The organism is Novosphingobium sp. TK71 (assembly GCF_055361505.1).
Window position 1 is genome coordinate 1,486,104 of record NZ_CM143962.1, and the last position, 17,203, is coordinate 1,503,306.

Consider the following 17,203-nt stretch of genomic DNA (forward strand, 5'->3'; position numbering starts at 1 on the left):
GGCGGCTCAGGCCGAAAGTGCGGCCACGCCGGGAAGTTCCTTGCCTTCCATCCATTCGAGGAAGGCACCGCCTGCCGTCGAAATGTACGAAAAATCGTCCGCCACGCCTGCGTGATGCAGTGCCGCGACAGTATCGCCGCCGCCCGCGACCGAAACCAGCGAACCTTCGCGGGTCAGCGCAGCCGCAGTTCTGGCCAGAGCCACGGTAGCGGCATCGAACGGAACCGTCTCGAATGCGCCGAGCGGGCCGTTCCATACGAGCGTGCGGCAGGTCTTGAGCACGTCCCCCAGCGCCTCCACCGCGAGCGGGCCAACGTCGAGAATCATCTCGTCAGCAGCCACTTCGTGGACATTGCAGGTGCGCAGGCTGGGCGGATTGGCGGCGAATTCCTTCGAGACCACCACTTCGTAAGGCAGATGGACAGTGCAGCCCGACTTGTCGGCCACGTCGAGGATCTCGGTCGCAGTACCGGTCAGGTCATGTTCGCAAAGCGACTTGCCCACGTCCACGCCCTTGGCGGCGAGGAAGGTATTGGCCATGCCGCCACCGATGATCAGGTGATCGACCTGCGTGACGAGGTGCTTGAGCACGTCGAGCTTCGAGGAAACCTTGGCGCCGCCGACCACGGCCGCAACCGGCTTTTCCGGGCTGCCCAGCGCCTTGTCGAGCGCTTCCAGTTCGGCCTGCATCGAGCGGCCCGCATAGGCAGGAAGGACGTGGGCAAGGCCCTCCGTCGTCGCATGGGCGCGGTGCGCTGCGGAAAAGGCATCGTTCACGTAGAAGTCCGCGTTCTCGGCAATCGCCTTGACGAGTTCAGGGTCGTTCTTCTCCTCGCCCTTCCAGAAACGGGTATTCTCGAGAATGGCAATGTCGCCGGCGCGCAGGATGCCGACGGTCTGCTTGACCACGTCACCGGCGATCTCGGGGACGAACATCACTTCCTTGCCGAGCACCTTCTCGACCGCGCCGACCACCATCGACAGCGACATGCTGGGCACGCGGTCGCCCTTGGGGCGGCCGAAGTGAGCGAGCAGGAGAACCTTGGCGCCCTTTTCGGCAAGTTCCAGCACTGTCGGCACAGCGGCGCGAATGCGGGTATCATCGGTGACGACGCCGTCGTTCATCGGCAGGTTGAGGTCGACGCGCACGAGCGCAACTTTCCCCGTCACGTCACCAAGGTCATCAAGGGTCTTGAAAGCGCTCATTGCTCGATCCTTATCTCGACGGCGGCGATAGCGCCGTCCTGCGGGCCCGCGCCGGGCCCGCCGCTCGAAGGCACGGCGTACAGGTCCGCGCCGGTTCAGTTTCCCGGTTCAGGACCGGGAGCATTCCTCGATGTTCCGGCCCGCGAGACGGGCTCCGGACGCACCGCGCCGCGAAAGTCCGGTATGGACTCCCGCGGCGACAGTCGGGCGACGGACCGCCGTTTCACCGGCGCATACAGGCTCCTCCTCCCGCACGCTGCCGACGAGACGGCCCGTCTCCATCAGGTCCTCAGAGCAGGCCCGCCATCACGCCGGCCGTGTCGACCATGCGGTTGGAGAAGCCCCACTCGTTATCGTACCACGACAGGACGCGGACCAGCTTGCCTTCGAGAACCGAAGTCTCAAGGCTGTCGATGGTCGACGAATGCGCATCGTGGTTGAAGTCGATCGAAACCAGCGGTTCCTCGGTGTAACCAAGCACGCCCTTGAGCTCGCCCTCGGCCGCTTCCTTGAGCAGCGCGTTGACTTCCTCGGTGGTCGTGTCGCGCTTCGGCACGAAGGTCAGGTCGACGACCGAGACGTTCGGGGTCGGCACGCGGATCGACGAACCGTCGAGCTTGCCCTTGAGGTCCGGAAGAACGAGGCCCACGGCAACGGCAGCGCCGGTGCTGGTCGGGATCATGTTCATCGCGGCGGCGCGGGCGCGGCGCGGGTCGCTGTGGATCTGGTCGAGGATCTTCTGGTCGTTGGTGTACGAGTGGATCGTGGTCATCAGACCGCGCTCGATACCGATCTTCTCATGCAGAACCTTGGCGAAAGGTGCCAGGCAGTTGGTGGTGCACGATGCGTTCGAGACGACGACGTGCTCGGCGGTCAGTTCCTTGTGGTTCACGCCGTAAACGACGGTGAGGTCCACGCCCTTGGCGGGGGCCGAAACCAGAACGCGCTTAGCGCCGGCGTCGATGTGCTTGGAGGCCGCTTCCTTGTTGGTGAAGAAACCGGTGCATTCCAGGACGATCTCGATGCCCTGCGCGGCGTGCGGCAGGTTGGCCGGATCGCGCTCGGCAGTGACGTGGATACGCTTGCCGTTTACGATCAGGTCAGTGCCGTCGACTTCCACAGTGCCTTCGAAAGTACCGTGGACGCTGTCACGCTTGAACAGGAGGGCATTGGCCTTGGCGTCGGCAAGGTCGTTGATCGAAACCAGTTCGAGGTCGTGGTCCGTGCGCTCGAGAATGGCGCGCGCGACGTTGCGCCCGATACGTCCGAAACCGTTGATCGCAACCTTGGTCGCCATGTGCAATTCTCCTGTTTACACGCTGAGTTTATTGAGAATCTTCGGAACGATCGCATCGACGGTGAAGCCGAAGCGAGCGAAGAGGTCCTTGGCCGGAGCCGAGGCGCCGAAGCGGTCCAGACCGATATTCAGGCCGCCGTTGCGGCTCTGCGCGGTATAGCGCTCCCAGCCCATGGTGACGCCGGCCTCGATCGAGACCTTCAGGATCGACGGATCGTTCGGCAGAACCTCGTGCTGGTAGGCTTCGTCCTGAGCGGCGAAGAGCTCCATGCACGGCATCGAGACCACGTCGGCGCCGATTCCCTGCGATTCCAGCTCGGCCTTCACCTTCACCGCCAGTTCGACTTCCGAACCGGTGGCGATGAGGATGACCTTGCGGTCGCCCTCGGCATGGCGGAGCGTGTAGGCGCCGCGTGCCGAGAGCATGTCGCCCGTCTTGCGCAACTGCGGCAGGTTCTGGCGGGTAAGCGCCAGCACCGAAGGGGTGTCCTGCGATTCCAGCGCGATATTCCAGCATTCCGCCGTCTCGATGACGTCCGCGGGACGGAACACGTAAAGGTTCGGGATCATGCGCATGGACATCACATGCTCGACCGGCTGGTGGGTCGGGCCGTCTTCGCCAAGGCCGATCGAATCGTGGGTCAGCACGTAGATCGCGCGGGTCTGCTGCAGCGCCGAGAGGCGGATCGCATTGCGGCAGTAGTCCGAGAAGATCAGGAAGGTGCCGCCATAGGGGATCACGCCGCCATGCAGCGCCATGCCGTTCAAGGCCGCGGCCATGCCGAATTCACGGATGCCATAGTAGACGTAGCGGCCGCCGTAGTTGTCCGGCGTGAACGGTTCCTGGCACTTGGCCTTGGTGTTGTTCGAACCGGTAAGGTCGGCAGAACCGCCGATCATCTCGGGGATCGCCGGGGCCAGCACATTCAGCCAGTTTTCCGAAGCCTTGCGGGTGGCCACGGTGGAATCGCCTTCCAGCCATTCGGCCAGCTTGGCACGGATCGCGTCGGTCTCCGGCAGTTCGCCGGCCATGCGGCGTGTGAACTCGTCAGCCTTGTCGGAAGCGGCAAGGCGGCCGAACCAGTCGGCATGAGCCGTGGCACCGGCCTGACCCAGCGAGCGCCAGTCGGCCAGGATTTCCGCCGGAACCTCGAAGGGAGCCGAGGTCCAGCCCAGGTATTCGCGGGCAGCGGCCACTTCGGCCTCGCCCAGCGCAGCGCCGTGAACGTCGTGGCCGCCCTGCTTGTTGGGGGCCCCCTTGCCGATCACGGTCTTGCAGGCGACCAGCGTAGGCTTGTCCGAAGCGGCAGCCTCGGCCAGCGCGCGCTCAATGTCGGCGAAGTCATGACCGTCGCACTCGAACACGTCCCAGCCCGAAGCGCGGTAGCGCGCCGGGATGTCTTCGCTGGTCGACAGCGAGGTGTCGCCGTCGATGGTGATCTTGTTGTCGTCCCACAGCACCTTCAGGCGGCCCAGCTTGAGCGTGCCGGCAAGACCGATGGCTTCGTGGTTGATGCCTTCCATGAGGCAGCCGTCACCGGCGATGACCCAGGTCTTGTGATCGACCAGATCGTCGCCGAAGGTGGCGTTGAGCTGACGCTCCGCCATCGCCATGCCGACCGCCATGGCCAGACCCTGGCCGAGCGGGCCGGTGGTGCATTCGACGCCTTCGATCAGGAAGTTTTCCGGGTGACCGGCGCAGACCGAGCCCAGCTGACGGAAGCCACGGATGTCGTCCATCGTCGGGCTGGCATAGCCGGTCAGGTGGAGCAGCGAGTAGATCAGCATCGATCCGTGACCGGCCGACAGCACGAAGCGGTCGCGGTCGGCCCACTTGGGCGCGGCGGGATCGAACTTGAGGAACTTGGCGAAAAGGACGGTCGCGACATCGGCCATGCCCATGGGCATGCCGGGGTGGCCACTGTTGGCCGCCTGGACCGCGTCCATCGACAGCGCGCGGATGGCATTGGCCATCGGCGCGAGACGGTCAGCAGCAAGGGTCATCGTGAGGCTCCGGAAACGGAAAATGGGACGATTCGAACTTGCCGACCCCCTTTAGGGCGAGGCCGTCTCCCGTCAAGTTCGCCTAACGTCCATTTAGGCCTCCCGTACATGGGGGCTTGTACATATGTGTGCCAATCACATGGTGGCACAATCGCCTCGGTTGATCGAAAGGATTGTGAACAAGGGCCGCCAATTGATTGCGTTTTGGCTTTTTCACTGTAGCCACTCGCCCATGAACGAAGCGACCAGCAAGGCGACGAACGAAGCAGCGGCCCAGACGGCGATCGATCGGATCGAAGCCGCACTTTCGCGGCTGGAACGTGTGGTATCGCAAACCCGCGCCCTGCAGGACCGTCATGGCAGGCTTCGCGGCACCGTGGAGGAAGCGCTCGGCGAGATCGACGCGCTCCTCGCGCAGCGCCGGTCCTGATAGCAGCCATGGCAAACATCACCCTTACGATCGGCGGGCGCGAATTCATGCTCGCCTGCGCAGACGGCGAGGAAGCTCACGTCACGAAGCTTGCGGCGATGATCGACGAGAAGCTCGGTCATGCCGGCGTCGTGGGACAGACCGAACCCCGCATGCTGCTGTTTGCCTCACTGATGCTGGCAGACGAACTGCACGAACTTCGCCAACGCCCCCCGGTCCAGGCACCCCCTCCCCCGGCTCCCGCCGAGCCCGCGTTTCCGCCCGCCTTCGCGGAAAAACTCGCAAAGATTGCCGATCATGTCGAAAATCTCGCGCAGCGCCTTGAGGATGGCTCGCCGAACGCCTAACTAAGGGGGGACGGGATCTGCCCGGCACGTGCCGTTCGAACATCCCTGAGGCTATAAGCAATCCATTGGGGGCTGTCCCTGCCCGGACCGTGGTCCGACGCATATGGTCCCCACCTGACGTCGAGGCGTCAGAGGATTTCTAGGAAACGACCCATGGTGGACCCGTCACCCACTTCATCAGCATAGAGGACATCGCCCATCCTCGACCTTCCGATGGGCACTGACCTCACCGGGGGCTCTTGTTGTTCCCGCAGCCCCTGACGCGCCGGCATTCATTGCCGGATTTCCGACATGCCGCGAGAGACCTTCGGTGGTATTGTTGCGGCCCGATCATCCAGAAATGGGACTCACGGTGGATTCGTCGCCTCCTCTCTCCCCTACGAGCAAGAAAATCGCGCTGCGCAAATCGCACCGGGCTGCCCGCGCGGAGCATGTCGCCTCGCTGCCCCAGGGCATGCGCGCGCTCGTGCTGAACCGCCCGCCCGCACCGGTCGCGGAAATGATACCGGAGGGGCTGACCATCGGCCTCTACGCACCGGTTGGCGATGAGGCACCGGCCTTCGGCTGGGCGCGGTGGCTTTCCGAACATGGGCGGAATATCGCACTCCCCTGGTTCGCCGCCCGCGAAAGCGCGATGGAATTTCGCGAATGGGCAAACCCCTTTGACGAGGAACAACTCACCCTGGGGCCCTGGGGGGCACTGCAGCCGCTCGCCAGCGCCAAGGCCGTGGTTCCGGCCATCCTCGTAGTGCCCCTGCTCGCCTTCACGGCGCAGGGTCATCGGCTCGGCCAGGGCGGCGGCCATTATGATCGCTGGCTCGATGCCAATCCCGACGTTCCCGCCATCGGCCTTGCATGGGACTGCCAACTGGCCGAAACCCTACCGGTGGAAGCGCACGACCGGATACTGGATGCCGTGGTAACGCCGACGCGGATCTACGAAGGGGAAATCTGACCTTGCGCGAAACACCGACCTGGCGGATCCCGTTCGGCGTATTGGGGCTGCTGCTTGTCCTGTGCGCCTACGGGCTGCTGATAGCACGCTACGTCGCCCCACTCATGTCGGATTGGCATGTCCTGCTCCAGACCCCCATCTACCTCTTCATGGGGGTAGTATGGATCATGCCCTTGCGGCGATTCCTGATCTGGATGGAGACAGGGCGCTGGGGATGATTCCCCGGCGCTTTCATTTTTTCCGCATATCGCAGGCAAAAGAAAAGGCCGGGATTTCTCCCGGCCTTTTTCATGATATTGCTTTCCTCTTCCAGTCAAGGAAGTGGCGCGAGTGACGGGGCTCGAACCCGCGACCTCCGGCGTGACAGGCCGGCACTCTAACCAACTGAGCTACACCCGCGCAGCAATATATGTGAGGTTTTCAGACTACCTCAAGTCGCTGGATTACCAGCATTTTCCCCTGCCTGTCACAGACAGGGAATTCCCAAGTGGCGCGAGTGACGGGGCTCGAACCCGCGACCTCCGGCGTGACAGGCCGGCACTCTAACCAACTGAGCTACACCCGCGTTCTTGCGGTCGCGTCCGCTTGGGAGGCCGCCCTCTATGTCAGCACCGGGTGGCTGTCAACGCACTATTCCAGCCCAAGAGAGATTTTTACGACCACGCCGCGACTAGCCTGTGGACAGTTTTGCCGATGGCACGATTCAGTCGATGTTTTTGCGATTTTCACCTCTCGAAAACACCTCACGGGTGGGCCGGCCGAAGGAAAACACGCGAAAAAAATTTTGAAACCAGGGCCGATCCACCGCCCTGCCGCGTCCCGCGCAAGACGTCAGGCGTTCCTGCGGGGCTTCTCGTACTTCCAGTTGCGTGTCTTTCCCTCGGCGATCCACTCGGACGCCTGTACCATGCGCTTGTCCCGCGTGGCGGCAGTCTTCGCTTCGGTGATCCATTCAAGATAGTCGCGGCGCTGGGAGGATGTGAACCGGCCGAAGGCATCCTGCGCCTCAGGCGTTGCGGCCAGCAGGGCCGCAAAATCATCCGGCATCGGTATTTCGGGACGAGGCTTGCGTGTGCCGTCGATCCGGAGTGCGGTACCCTTCTCCAGCACCCGGTCCAGAGCCGCCTGAAGATTCGCGGTCAGCACGGCTTCGTCCGGCAGGTCGGCGATCCCTGTGATTCGCCCGAACTGGCCCATGGCGTCGCCTTGCCGGCCATCGCCATGAATCACGAACGTGCAATGCGCCTTGAACGCCGCCATCCCGGCCACGTTCTTCCCGCTCACCGTGAAGTGCGGCATTCCCCACTTGATCGCCTCCTCCGCCCCGGGAAGCGCGCGGTGGGCCAACGCCCGCAGATGTTCGAGGATAGGGCGGGCAAAGTCCGCGGCTCCCTCGATATAGTCATCGACGCGCGGATCCCTGCCCATTCCCTTTCTCCCGTTACCCCGCAAGAATGAGCGCGGGAGCCTCGATCAGCTTCTTGAGGTCCTGCGCGAAGCTGGCAGCATCCCAGCCATCTACCACGCGGTGATCGCAGGACATCGAGATATTCATGATCTTGCGCTTCTCGATGCGCTCCACGCCATCCGCACCCTTCACGAACATCGGTCGCTCGACGATGCGGTTCGGCCCGATGATCGCCACTTCGGGACGGTTGATGACCGGCGTGGTCGCCACCCCGCCCATCGGCCCGAGCGAGGTCACGGTGATCGTCGATCCCGAAAGCTCGGACGACCTGGCCGAACCGTCCCGCGCAGCCTGTGCCAGACGCCCGATCTCGGTGGCCAGTTGCCACAAGTTGCGGCCCTGCGCATCGCGGATCACCGGAACCATCAGCCCCGCCGGGGTCTGCGCCGCCATGCCCAGATGCACCGAGCCGTAGCGCGTCACCACGCCAGCCTCGTCATCATAATGCGCATTGAGCATCGGATACTTGGGCAGCAGCTTGCAGATCGCGGTGATGAGGAACGGCAGCATCGTCAGCTTCGGCCGGTCGCCCCGCCCTGCGTTAAGCTGCGCGCGGGTTTCCTCCAGTGCCGTGACGTCGAATTCCTCGACATAGGCGAAGTGGGGTATCTGGCGCTTCGACGCAGCCATATTCTCGGCGATGCGGCGGCGCAGGCCGATCACGCGCACCTGCTCGTCCTGCCCCTTGCGCCCGGCGGGCTGGAACCCGCCGGAAGCATTGTAGGACAGGAAGGCGTCGAGATCCGAATGACGCAGGCGGCCATCTTCGGCCGGGCGCACTTCACCCAGATCGATGCCGAGATCGGCTGCACGCTTTCGCACGGCCGGGCTGGCCATGACCTTGGCGTGGGGGGCAGTCGGTTTTGGCGTGGGCGTGGGTGCGCGGGATTCGACGGGCTCAGCCTGAGCGGGGGCCGGCTTTGGCGTGAGAGCTGTGGGGGCGGGGACAGGCTTCGCCTCCGGTGCCACCGCGCTTTCCACGCGCGCCACATCGCCAGCATCGGGCGTTTCCGCCTCGATCCGCTGCTCGACCACTTCGGCCTTCGGCGCAGGTGCACGGTCGACTTCGTTGCCAGCGCCCTCAACCTCGATCACCACCAGCGGCGAGCCGATAGCGATCACGTCGCCCGCTTCGCCCGCGACCTCCACGACCACGCCCGAAACCGGGCTCTCCATCTCGACCGTGGCCTTGTCGGTCATCATGTCGGCCAGGCGGCCGTCTTCCTCGACCGTATCGCCGACCTTGACGTGCCAGGCGACGATCTCGGCCTCTGCGATGCCTTCGCCGATGTCCGGCAGGCGGAATGTGAAACGACCCATCGGATCAATCCTTCATGAGCCGATCGACCGCCTCGCCAATGCGGACGGGACCGGGGAAATAGGCCCACTCGAGGCTGTGCGGATAAGGCGTGTCGAAACCGGTCACGCGCTCCACCGGGGCTTCGAGATGATAGAAGCAGCGCTCCTGCACGAGCGTGACGAGCTCGGCGCCGAAACCGGAAGTGCGGGTCGCCTCGTGTATCACCAGGCATTTCCCCGTCTTCTCCACCGACTTTTCCACAGTATCGATGTCCAGCGGGACGAGGCTGCGCAAGTCGATGATTTCAGCGTCGACACCCTTCTCGGCCAGCACCGCCTCGGCAACGTGGACCATGGTGCCGTACGTCACGACCGTCAGCGCGGCACCTTCGCGCACCACACGCGCCTTGCCGAGCGGAATGCGGTAGTAACCCTCCGGAACCTGGCTACCCGGCAACCCCTTCCAGGGCCGCGAGGGTCGGTCGTAATAACCGTCGAACGGGCCGTTATAAATGCGCTTGGGCTCGAAGAAGATGACGGGATCGTTGTCCTCGATCGCCGCGATCAGCAGGCCCTTGGCATCGTGAGGCGTCGCCGGGATCACAGTCTTGAGACCGGCGACATGGGTAAACAAGGCCTCCGGGCTCTGGCTGTGGGTCTGGCCGCCGAAGATGCCGCCACCGAAGGGCGAACGCACCGTGATCGGCGCCACGAACTCGCCCGCCGAACGATAGCGCAGGCGCGCCGCTTCCGAGACGAGCTGGTCGAGGCCGGGATAGATATAGTCCGCGAACTGGATTTCCGGCACCGGGCGCAGGCCATAGGCCGCCATGCCCACGGCGGCGCCGATGATGCCGCACTCGTTGATCGGCGTGTCGAACACGCGGTTCTTGCCGAACTTCTTCTGAAGGCCCGCCGTCGCGCGGAACACGCCGCCGAAGTAGCCGACATCCTCGCCCATGATGACGACATCAGGATCGCGCGCCATCATGATGTCGAGCGCATCGTTGATCGCCTCGATCATGTTCATCGGACGGCTTGGCGCGTCGTGGAGGCTGACGGGGTTTTCCTCGATCATGGTCCTCACTCCTTCCACTCCGGCCATTTGGTCTGTCGCTCTCGGATCGCCTGTTCGGCCTGTTCCTGGAGATGCCAGGGCAGTTCCTCGAACACGTCCTCGAACATCGTATGGAACGGGTGATGAAGCCCATGCCCGAGGATGCCGTTCTTCTCGGCCTCCTTGGTGGCGACCTTGACCTGTTCGGCCAATTCACGGTCCATCGCCTCGTGCTGCTCCTCGGACCATTCGCCCAGCGCGATCAGGTGCTTCTTGAGCCGCGTGATCGGATCGCCGAGCGGCCAGTCCTCGGCCTCGCGCGCGGACCGATAGGCGCTGGGATCGTCCGAGGTGGAGTGACCTTCGGCGCGGTAGGTGAAGTGCTCGATCAGGGTCGGGCCCTTGTTGGCGCGGGCACGGTTCGCCGCCCATTCCATCGCCGCATAGACCGCCAGGATGTCGTTACCGTCGACACGCAGCCCGGCAATGCCGTAACCCGCCGCACGCGCTGCAAAAGTCGTGCGCTCGGCCCCGGCAAAGCCGGAGAAGCTGGAGATCGCCCACTGGTTGTTGACCACATTGAGCACGACCGGCGCGTTGTAGACCGCCGCGAAGGTCATCGCCGCGTGGAAATCGCCCTCGGCGCTGGAGCCTTCTCCCACAAAACTGGTGGCGATGCGGGTATCGCCCTTGATCGCGCTCGCCATCGCCCAGCCCACCGCCTGCGGGAACTGGGTGGCGAGATTGCCGGAAATCGAGAAGAATCCGTAGTCCTTGGCCGAATACATGATCGGCAACTGCCGCCCCTTCAGCGGGTCGGCGCGGTTCGAGTAGATCTGGTTGACCATCTCCACCAGCGGATAGCCGCGGGCGATCAGGATGCCCTGCTGGCGGTAGCTGGGGAACACCATGTCGTCCGCCGCAAGGGCGTGGGCACAGGCGATGGAGATAGCCTCCTCGCCGGTGGACTTCATGTAGAAGCTGGTCTTCCCCTGGCGCTGGCCGCGATACATGCGATCGTCGAAGGCGCGGGTGAGCGCCATCGTTGCCAGCATCCGGCGCAAGGTCTCGGGATCGAGGCCGGGATTCCACGGGCCGACGGCGCGATCGTCGTCACCGAGGACGCGGATCATGTCCAGCGTGAAAGGCCAGGTTTCCCGCGCCTCACAGGCCTCATCCGGCCGGGCCAGAAGGCCCGGTTCGGGGATTTCCAGGTGGGTGTAGTCGACCGTATCGCCGGGCCGATATCTCGGCTCGGGGACATAGAGATCGAGTGGCGGCAGATTACCGCGTGACTTGCCTGTACGAACCGGGCCTTCGGCCATTCTGGTTATCCTCTCCCGCCTTTCCGGGCCGTGAGAAGCCGAACCGCGCAAGGAAAAGGGACGAACCTGGCGCGTTTCAAAATTCCACGGTCAGGTCATAATATTTCAACCATCGGCAATGTCAATCCACACAGAAAGGCACCAGAACGACACCTAAACGGCCACAGGAGCGGCAATATGCGCTTGCGGCGCGTAGCCTTCGACCACGAAATCCTCGATCCGGTAATCGAAGATCGAATCGGGCTTTCGCGCGATATCGAGACGCGCTTCGCCTGCCGGCTGCCGCGCCAGTTGCTCTTCGACCAGCGCGGCGTGGTTGAGGTAGAGATGGACATCACCACCCATCCAAACTGCCTCGCCCGGCTCAAGGTTGCATTGCTGTGCGAACATCCGCGTCAGCAGCGCCAACGACCACATGTTGAAAGCAAAGCCGAGTCCGAGATCGCAGCTCCGCTGATAGAGCGCGCAGGACAGCCGGCCGTCGGCGACGTGGAACTGATAGCTCTTGTGGCACGGCGGCAGCGCCATCGAATCGAGTTCGGCCACGTTCCAGCCCTCGATGATGTGGCGGCGGCTGCCCGGATTGTTCCTGAGGCTCTCGATCACTTGCGCGACCTGGTTCACGCCTTCCGCGCGCTTGCGATAGAGGCCGCCCTCCGCCGCTTCGTAGACCGGCCAGTCCACCCACTGCTTGCCGTAGACCGGCCCGAGATCGCCCCACTCCTGCGCAAATCCGGCATCTTCCACGATCCGGCGGGAAAAATCGGCGCGGGAAATTTCCAGTCCGGTTTCGCGGCGATAGCGGTCCAGCGGCCAGTCGGTCCAGATTTCCACGCCTTGCGCGCAAAGCGGGCGAATATTGGTTTCCCCGGTCAGGAACCAGAGCAGCTCGCGCGTCGCCGTCTTCCAGTAGACCCGCTTGGTGGTGAGCAGCGGCATCGCGCCGCCAGAAAGATCGAATCGGATCGTCGCACCGAACACCGAGCGCGTGCCGATGCCGGTACGGTCCACCCGTTCGTCGCCCTCGTCCCAGATGCGGCGCATGAGGTCGAGATATTGCCACTCCCAGTGGCGGGCGGTGGTGGAGGCGGCGGAATCGGCAATGAGCGTTTCGGTCATGGCCCGAAACCTAGACCATCGCGCCCGCGAAGGAAAAGGGCGGCCACCCAACCACCCAGCAAAAGCGTGACAATCTTTTAAGCACGGACGGCCGCCGCCGTTAGCTAATGCTCTGCGCAAATGGGGTTTTACAGGGGGCTGTAAATGAACTGGCTGATTTCCGCCGCGCACTGGCTGCGCAAGCATGTTTCCGTGCCCGCCCGCTGCGCGCAATGCCCGCCGGGCGACATGTGCGAGGATTGCCTGGGCTTCTGGCAGGTGCGCTGAAAAAGGAAGCTTCGGTCGCTCCGCCGTTGCTCGTCCAGCGGCGGAACCATGGCATCGACGGAAACATGACCCAGACAGCAAAAAGCCCGGCGTAAAACGCCGGGCTTTTCGTTGGTCGGGGAAAGAGGATTCGAACCTCCGGCCCCTGCCTCCCGAAGACAGTGCTCTACCAGGCTGAGCTATTCCCCGACCGGGAGGGCGTTCCGAAGACCGCCCTGGGCAGGAGCGCGCCTATATAGGGCGACTCCGGGGGTGGCAAGAGGCCTTTCGGTTTTTTGTTGCCCCCGGCCCGACCACGCACCCCACCTCCCTCCCGGACGCCCCGGAAATCCTGACAATTTCCAGAGAAAACAAAGTTTTCCACAGGCCGAATTTCCGGTTTGAACCGGCATGCACCCCTCTTTGCAAAGCACATCGTGAACTGCGCCAGGCGCGGAAAACCGCCGGTCCACCCCTGCGAATCCGATCCTACCCCTTTCGGCCAGCACCCTTGCCCCGCCTCCCGCGCTCCGGCAAAACCTTCGCAGGGATGCGCCATGTAAGGGAATGCCGATGCGCCCTGCCTCTCTTCCTCGCCTTCTTTTCCTGCTTTCGGCCCCCACGCTGGCCGCCCTGCCCGGCATCGCCGCCGCATCGCGTCCGGCACCGGACACTCACCGGGCCACCGGCGCAGATAGTGCCGCAAGCCTGACGCCGATCACGCTCGCCCCCGGCGTCAACCCCATGCCCGACATTGCCGGAACCGATCAGGACGGTTCGATCGCGCAGCTCTGGCGGCAGAACAACAAGATCCGCGGCCAGCACGTCTTTCTCGTCAAGGTGGGAGATGCGTCAGCCACGCTCGAGGGGCGCGAATCCATCATCGATGCGCCCGACGTGGGAGACGACATGATCCGCTCTGTCCGTTTCGCTCGTGGCAACCACGAGGGCCGGACGACGCTTTACATGCTGATCGCCAGCCGCGACGTGGAGAAATCGCCCTACAAGGCTGCAACCACGCATATCCAGTCGTTCGCGCTGGTCAGGAACCACGAAGGCTTCGCGTTCACCCCTGTGCTCGCCTTCGTTCCCGCCGCGAAGTACTGCCATGCCGATGCCGCCCTGCTGGCGGAGCTGAACTTCCCACTCTCGCCCACTTACGCCGGCCGCGTCACGCCTACGGGATGCTAGGCGAAGGACGAATTCAAGGATCTGCAGCGGCGGCGGCTATCTGGAAAATTTGTCTGAAACCCGCCATTCCGGGCACGCCCATTGTTGCCATTTAGCGATACGCTTAATGGTGCTGAAAAACGGACATTCCACGCTTCTAATTGGCCAGATACTGTTCATTGCAATTTACGCGATAAAATTACCGACTATCTATGGCCCGCGATGTACGCTGCAGCTTTATCGGTCATGGACACCCTTATGGCTGACTGAATTTTTGGTGTATAATCGTTCAACCATTGCGCCATCGTTTTATCCAATTCTGGATTGAAAAAATTTAGCTTCTTGTACACGCCAGATGTTGAAAATTTTTGAAGCGCTTGGTCTACTGAAGGAGGGACCTTCGTTTGAGCGAGCGCGTTGCCCAAACGTGAAAAATCTCTTTCTGTAAGTTCTCCCTCACCAGCCTTTGCTTTCATATCATTCGTTCCTACCGGATCTCGCGGATCCCGAGTGATAGCAAGTGCTGCTGCGGCTGCTTGCTTTGCTGTGGGGCTACTATAAAATGCGATGAGTTCACGTAGTTCCGAAACTGTAAACGATCGCGCGAAGAGATCACGCTGGCGGCTTGCCAAGTCTTGACAGGCGTTATCGATTAAAGGCTCTACGGCTGCCATGCCCGCAGCTTTCATAGCGCCCGAAAGGCCGGGATAGGCTATTTCTGCGGCTGGTAAGTTAGGATCCCTCGCAAGGCCCTGATCGATAGAAGTTTCTGCACTATGGCGCGCATTCTGTCGCATCACATCCGGCGGCGAAACCACCGCGACAAGATTTGCCGCTAAGCTTTGCACTACGCTGGAATACGGCGCTTCGTTCGCAGCCGCCTCGACAACGCCTGAATTGCTCATTGTTACAAGCAGCGTGCCGGTAGCAATAGCTATGACGCGCATAGTTCTTCCGTACATATCGTCACCCCCTTGAAGCCTGTCATCTACACATTTTCATGATCTCGGCAAGAATAGGCGGCAGCTGCGACCCCAGGACAATCTCGACGGCCACTCCATCAGAGGAGCAGCGAAATGCAATGAGAAGCAGAGAAAACGGGTTGTGCTGAATTTACTATAGATCGCCTCCAAACCTGCCATTCCGCAAACCACCCCTTTTCCGCCGCTAATAAGTGTCTACCCCATAGCGGAAGTCGATTCATGCCGGATCACCCACCGCGCAGAAGCTGCACGCCCCAGTCGCGCTCGAACAGGTAGAGCAGCAGCCGTGCCGCCTCTCCGCGCGGTCCGGCGAGGCCGCCGTCGCGCTCGATCAGCAGGCGCGCATCGTCGTGAGCGAGCGGCAGCAGCTTGGTGATCTGTTCGAGGCTGGCGATGCGGAAAGGCGTGTCGCCCGATTGGCGGGTGCCGAGCAGTTCGCCGCCGCCGCGCAGTTCCAGATCTTCCTCGGCCAGCCGGAAACCGTCCTGCGTCTCGCGCATGAGGGCGAGGCGCTGGCGCGCGGTTTCGCTGAGTTGCTGGCCGCGCAGCAGCAGGCAGGTCGATTTCTCGCTGCCGCGCCCCACCCGGCCGCGCAACTGGTGAAGCTGGGCAAGGCCGAAGCGCTCGGCCTGCTCGATCACCATGAGCGTGGCATTGGGCACGTCCACACCGACCTCGATCACCGTCGTCGCCACCAGCACCGCCGCCTCACCGCTGGCGAAACGCTCCATGCCGGCGTCCTTGACCTCGGGCTTGAGCTGGCCGTGGACAAGTGCGACGCGGTCTCCGAAGCGTTCCTTCAGCGCCGCGTAGCGTGCCTCGGCCGCGGCGAGGTCGTCGTTCTCGCTTTCGCTGACCATCGGGCAGACCCAGTAGGCCTGCTGCCCGGTCTCGATATGGCGGGCGATGGCGCCGGCCACATCGTCCATGCGCTCGACCGAGACGACGCGGGTATCGATCGCCTGCCTGCCGGGCGGGAGTTCATCAAGCTTGGACACTTCCATCTCGCCGTACTGGGCCAGAGTCAGCGTGCGGGGGATCGGCGTGGCGGTCATCGCCAGGGTATGCGGCGTGCGCCGCCCCTTCCGCGCGAGCATGAGACGCTGGCCGACGCCGAAGCGATGCTGCTCGTCGATCACCACCAGCGCGAGATTGCGGTAGGAGACCGTATCCTGGAAGATCGCATGGGTGCCCACGACGACATCGATGGCGCCGCTCACCAGCCCCATCAGGATCGCCTCGCGGGCCTTGCCCTTGTCACGCCCGGTCAGCAGCGCGATCTCTACCCCGGTTCCCGCGAGCATCCGCGCCAGAGTCTCGTAATGCTGGCGGGCGAGAATCTCGGTCGGTGCCAGCAGCGCCGCCTGCGCGCCGGCTTCCACCGCGATCAGCATGGCATTGAGCGCCACCACCGTCTTGCCCGCGCCGACATCGCCCTGAAGCAGGCGCAGCATCGGCGCGTTCTGGCCGACGTCGCCCTCGATCTCGTCGATGGAACGCTTCTGCGCGCCGGTCAGCGCGAAAGGCAGCTTCAGTTTCGCCCGCAGCGAACCGTCGCCCTTCAGCGGCGTGCCCGATTGCTTGCGGTTGCTCTCGCGCACCAGCATCAGCGCCAGCGCGTTGGCGAGCAGTTCGTCATAAGCCAGCCGGTCCCGCGCCTGGGCATGGACGCCGCGGTGCACCTCGCGGACGGCCTCGTGCCAGACCGGCCACTTCATGCGGTCCACCAGGCTGGCCTCGGTCCATTCGGGCAGTTCCGGCAGGGCCTTGAACGCCTGCTGCACGAGCCCGGCGACGCGCCCCTGCGTCAGCCCTTCGGAAAGCGGGTAGATCGCCTCGCAAAGCTGGCCGACCGGGGCGGCGCTGTCCTCTGAGACATGCTCGGGATGGACCATCTGGAGCATCTGCCCGTACTGGTCGAGCCGCCCGGCCACCCAGCGGGTCTCGCCGATCGGAAGCTGCTTGCGGGCGGTGAAGGACGAGCGACCGAAATAAGTGAGCGTGCAGACGTTCCCGGCGGCATCCTCGGCCAGCACGCGAAACGGGCCGCGCCCGGCCGGCGCGCGGTGATCGCGCACGGTGAGTTGGACGATCACGTTCTCGCCCACGCTCGCCTCGTCCAGATCGGTGATCGCGCGGCGCTCCACGAAGCGGTCGGGCAAGTGGTAGATCAGGTCGCGGATACGGGTAAGCCCGAGTTTTTCCAGCGGACGCTTGAGCTTGGGGCCCACGCCATCAAGGGAATCAGTCTCGGTGAACAGGCAATTCAGTGCTTCGGGCCGCATGAGCAGCCTCTT

At 63.6% G+C, this 17,203-nt stretch carries 17 protein-coding genes and 3 tRNA genes; 7 read left to right on the forward strand and 13 right to left on the reverse strand.

Annotated elements, in window-relative coordinates; genetic code table 11:
* Positions 1-6: 6 nt before the first annotated feature.
* From ACXJ16_RS06820 to tkt, 3 genes are all read right to left on the reverse strand, one after another.
* Positions 7-1,206, reverse strand: a complete 1,200-nt coding sequence (locus ACXJ16_RS06820) for a phosphoglycerate kinase (RefSeq protein WP_324694633.1) — start codon at positions 1,204-1,206, stop codon at positions 7-9.
* A gap of 289 nt (positions 1,207-1,495) precedes the next feature.
* Positions 1,496-2,503 (reverse strand): type I glyceraldehyde-3-phosphate dehydrogenase, encoded by a 1,008-nt coding sequence (gene gap, locus ACXJ16_RS06825; RefSeq protein WP_324694631.1) that lies wholly within the window; start codon positions 2,501-2,503, stop codon positions 1,496-1,498.
* A gap of 15 nt (positions 2,504-2,518) precedes the next feature.
* A complete protein-coding gene (gene tkt / locus ACXJ16_RS06830; protein ID WP_054441415.1) occupies positions 2,519-4,507 on the reverse strand; it encodes a transketolase in 1,989 nt (662 codons plus the stop codon).
* 232 nt (positions 4,508-4,739) lie between these two features.
* Here tkt and ACXJ16_RS06835 point away from each other — a divergent pair, with 232 nt between their 5' ends.
* The 5 genes from ACXJ16_RS06835 (at position 4,740) to ACXJ16_RS06855 (ending at position 6,573) form a co-directional block, all read left to right on the forward strand.
* Positions 4,740-4,937 carry a hypothetical protein gene (locus tag ACXJ16_RS06835; RefSeq protein ID WP_324694628.1) on the forward strand — a complete coding sequence of 66 codons (198 nt, stop codon included), beginning with the start codon at positions 4,740-4,742 and terminating at the stop codon, positions 4,935-4,937.
* Between the two features lie 8 nt (positions 4,938-4,945).
* Positions 4,946-5,284, forward strand: a complete 339-nt coding sequence (locus ACXJ16_RS06840; RefSeq protein WP_324694626.1) for a cell division protein ZapA — start codon at positions 4,946-4,948, stop codon at positions 5,282-5,284.
* A 340-nt stretch (positions 5,285-5,624) separates the two neighbouring features.
* Positions 5,625-6,239, forward strand: coding sequence for a 5-formyltetrahydrofolate cyclo-ligase (locus tag ACXJ16_RS06845; protein ID WP_054435919.1), 615 nt, complete (start codon positions 5,625-5,627; stop codon positions 6,237-6,239).
* On the forward strand, positions 6,140-6,457 hold the full coding sequence (locus ACXJ16_RS06850) for a DUF2842 domain-containing protein (RefSeq protein WP_463921657.1): 318 nt from the start codon (positions 6,140-6,142) through the stop codon (positions 6,455-6,457). Before ACXJ16_RS06845 ends, ACXJ16_RS06850 begins: the two co-directional genes overlap by 100 nt.
* Positions 6,400-6,573 carry a hypothetical protein gene (locus tag ACXJ16_RS06855; protein WP_463921809.1) on the forward strand — a complete coding sequence of 58 codons (174 nt, stop codon included), beginning with the start codon at positions 6,400-6,402 and terminating at the stop codon, positions 6,571-6,573. Before ACXJ16_RS06850 ends, ACXJ16_RS06855 begins: the two co-directional genes overlap by 58 nt.
* On the opposite strand, the gene ACXJ16_RS06860 is transcribed toward ACXJ16_RS06855, so the two are convergent.
* The 7 genes from ACXJ16_RS06860 to thyA form a co-directional block, all read right to left on the reverse strand.
* Positions 6,562-6,638: transfer RNA gene (locus tag ACXJ16_RS06860), tRNA-Asp, on the reverse strand. The genes ACXJ16_RS06855 and ACXJ16_RS06860 overlap by 12 nt on opposite strands.
* 89 nt (positions 6,639-6,727) lie before the next feature.
* Positions 6,728-6,804 (reverse strand) — tRNA-Asp (locus ACXJ16_RS06865).
* A 266-nt stretch (positions 6,805-7,070) separates the two neighbouring features.
* The gene (locus tag ACXJ16_RS06870; protein WP_324694535.1) at positions 7,071-7,667 is read right to left on the reverse strand and encodes a YdeI/OmpD-associated family protein; all 597 of its coding nucleotides are present in this window, start codon (positions 7,665-7,667) and stop codon (positions 7,071-7,073) included.
* A 13-nt stretch (positions 7,668-7,680) separates the two neighbouring features.
* On the reverse strand, positions 7,681-9,027 hold the full coding sequence (locus tag ACXJ16_RS06875) for a dihydrolipoamide acetyltransferase family protein (protein ID WP_443477802.1): 1,347 nt from the start codon (positions 9,025-9,027) through the stop codon (positions 7,681-7,683).
* A gap of 4 nt (positions 9,028-9,031) precedes the next feature.
* Positions 9,032-10,084 (reverse strand): alpha-ketoacid dehydrogenase subunit beta, encoded by a 1,053-nt coding sequence (locus ACXJ16_RS06880; RefSeq protein WP_185997610.1) that lies wholly within the window; start codon positions 10,082-10,084, stop codon positions 9,032-9,034.
* A 5-nt stretch (positions 10,085-10,089) separates the two neighbouring features.
* On the reverse strand, positions 10,090-11,388 hold the full coding sequence (locus ACXJ16_RS06885) for a thiamine pyrophosphate-dependent enzyme (RefSeq protein WP_054435922.1): 1,299 nt from the start codon (positions 11,386-11,388) through the stop codon (positions 10,090-10,092).
* A gap of 153 nt (positions 11,389-11,541) precedes the next feature.
* Positions 11,542-12,507 (reverse strand): thymidylate synthase, encoded by a 966-nt coding sequence (gene thyA, locus ACXJ16_RS06890; protein ID WP_454797020.1) that lies wholly within the window; start codon positions 12,505-12,507, stop codon positions 11,542-11,544.
* A 144-nt stretch (positions 12,508-12,651) separates the two neighbouring features.
* Between thyA and ACXJ16_RS06895 the strand changes: the two genes are divergently transcribed.
* Positions 12,652-12,774: a hypothetical protein gene (locus ACXJ16_RS06895; RefSeq protein ID WP_255351613.1), complete on the forward strand. Its 123-nt coding sequence runs from the start codon at positions 12,652-12,654 to the stop codon at positions 12,772-12,774.
* Positions 12,775-12,886: 112 nt separating this feature from the next.
* Here the strand turns inward: ACXJ16_RS06895 and ACXJ16_RS06900 are convergent.
* Positions 12,887-12,963: transfer RNA gene (locus tag ACXJ16_RS06900), tRNA-Pro, on the reverse strand.
* Positions 12,964-13,326: 363 nt separating this feature from the next.
* On the opposite strand from ACXJ16_RS06900, the gene ACXJ16_RS06905 reads away from it, so the two are divergent.
* The gene (locus ACXJ16_RS06905; protein WP_324698991.1) at positions 13,327-13,944 is read left to right on the forward strand and encodes a hypothetical protein; all 618 of its coding nucleotides are present in this window, start codon (positions 13,327-13,329) and stop codon (positions 13,942-13,944) included.
* Positions 13,945-14,129: 185 nt separating this feature from the next.
* Here the strand turns inward: ACXJ16_RS06905 and ACXJ16_RS06910 are convergent, their stop codons facing one another.
* Together ACXJ16_RS06910 and recG are read right to left on the reverse strand one after the other, a co-directional pair.
* Entirely contained in the window at positions 14,130-14,870 is a 741-nt protein-coding gene (locus ACXJ16_RS06910) for a DUF2059 domain-containing protein (protein ID WP_324698990.1), read from the reverse strand.
* Between the two features lie 263 nt (positions 14,871-15,133).
* Positions 15,134-17,191, reverse strand: coding sequence for an ATP-dependent DNA helicase RecG (gene recG, locus ACXJ16_RS06915; protein ID WP_324698989.1), 2,058 nt, complete (start codon positions 17,189-17,191; stop codon positions 15,134-15,136).
* Between the last annotated feature and the right edge of the window lie 12 nt (positions 17,192-17,203).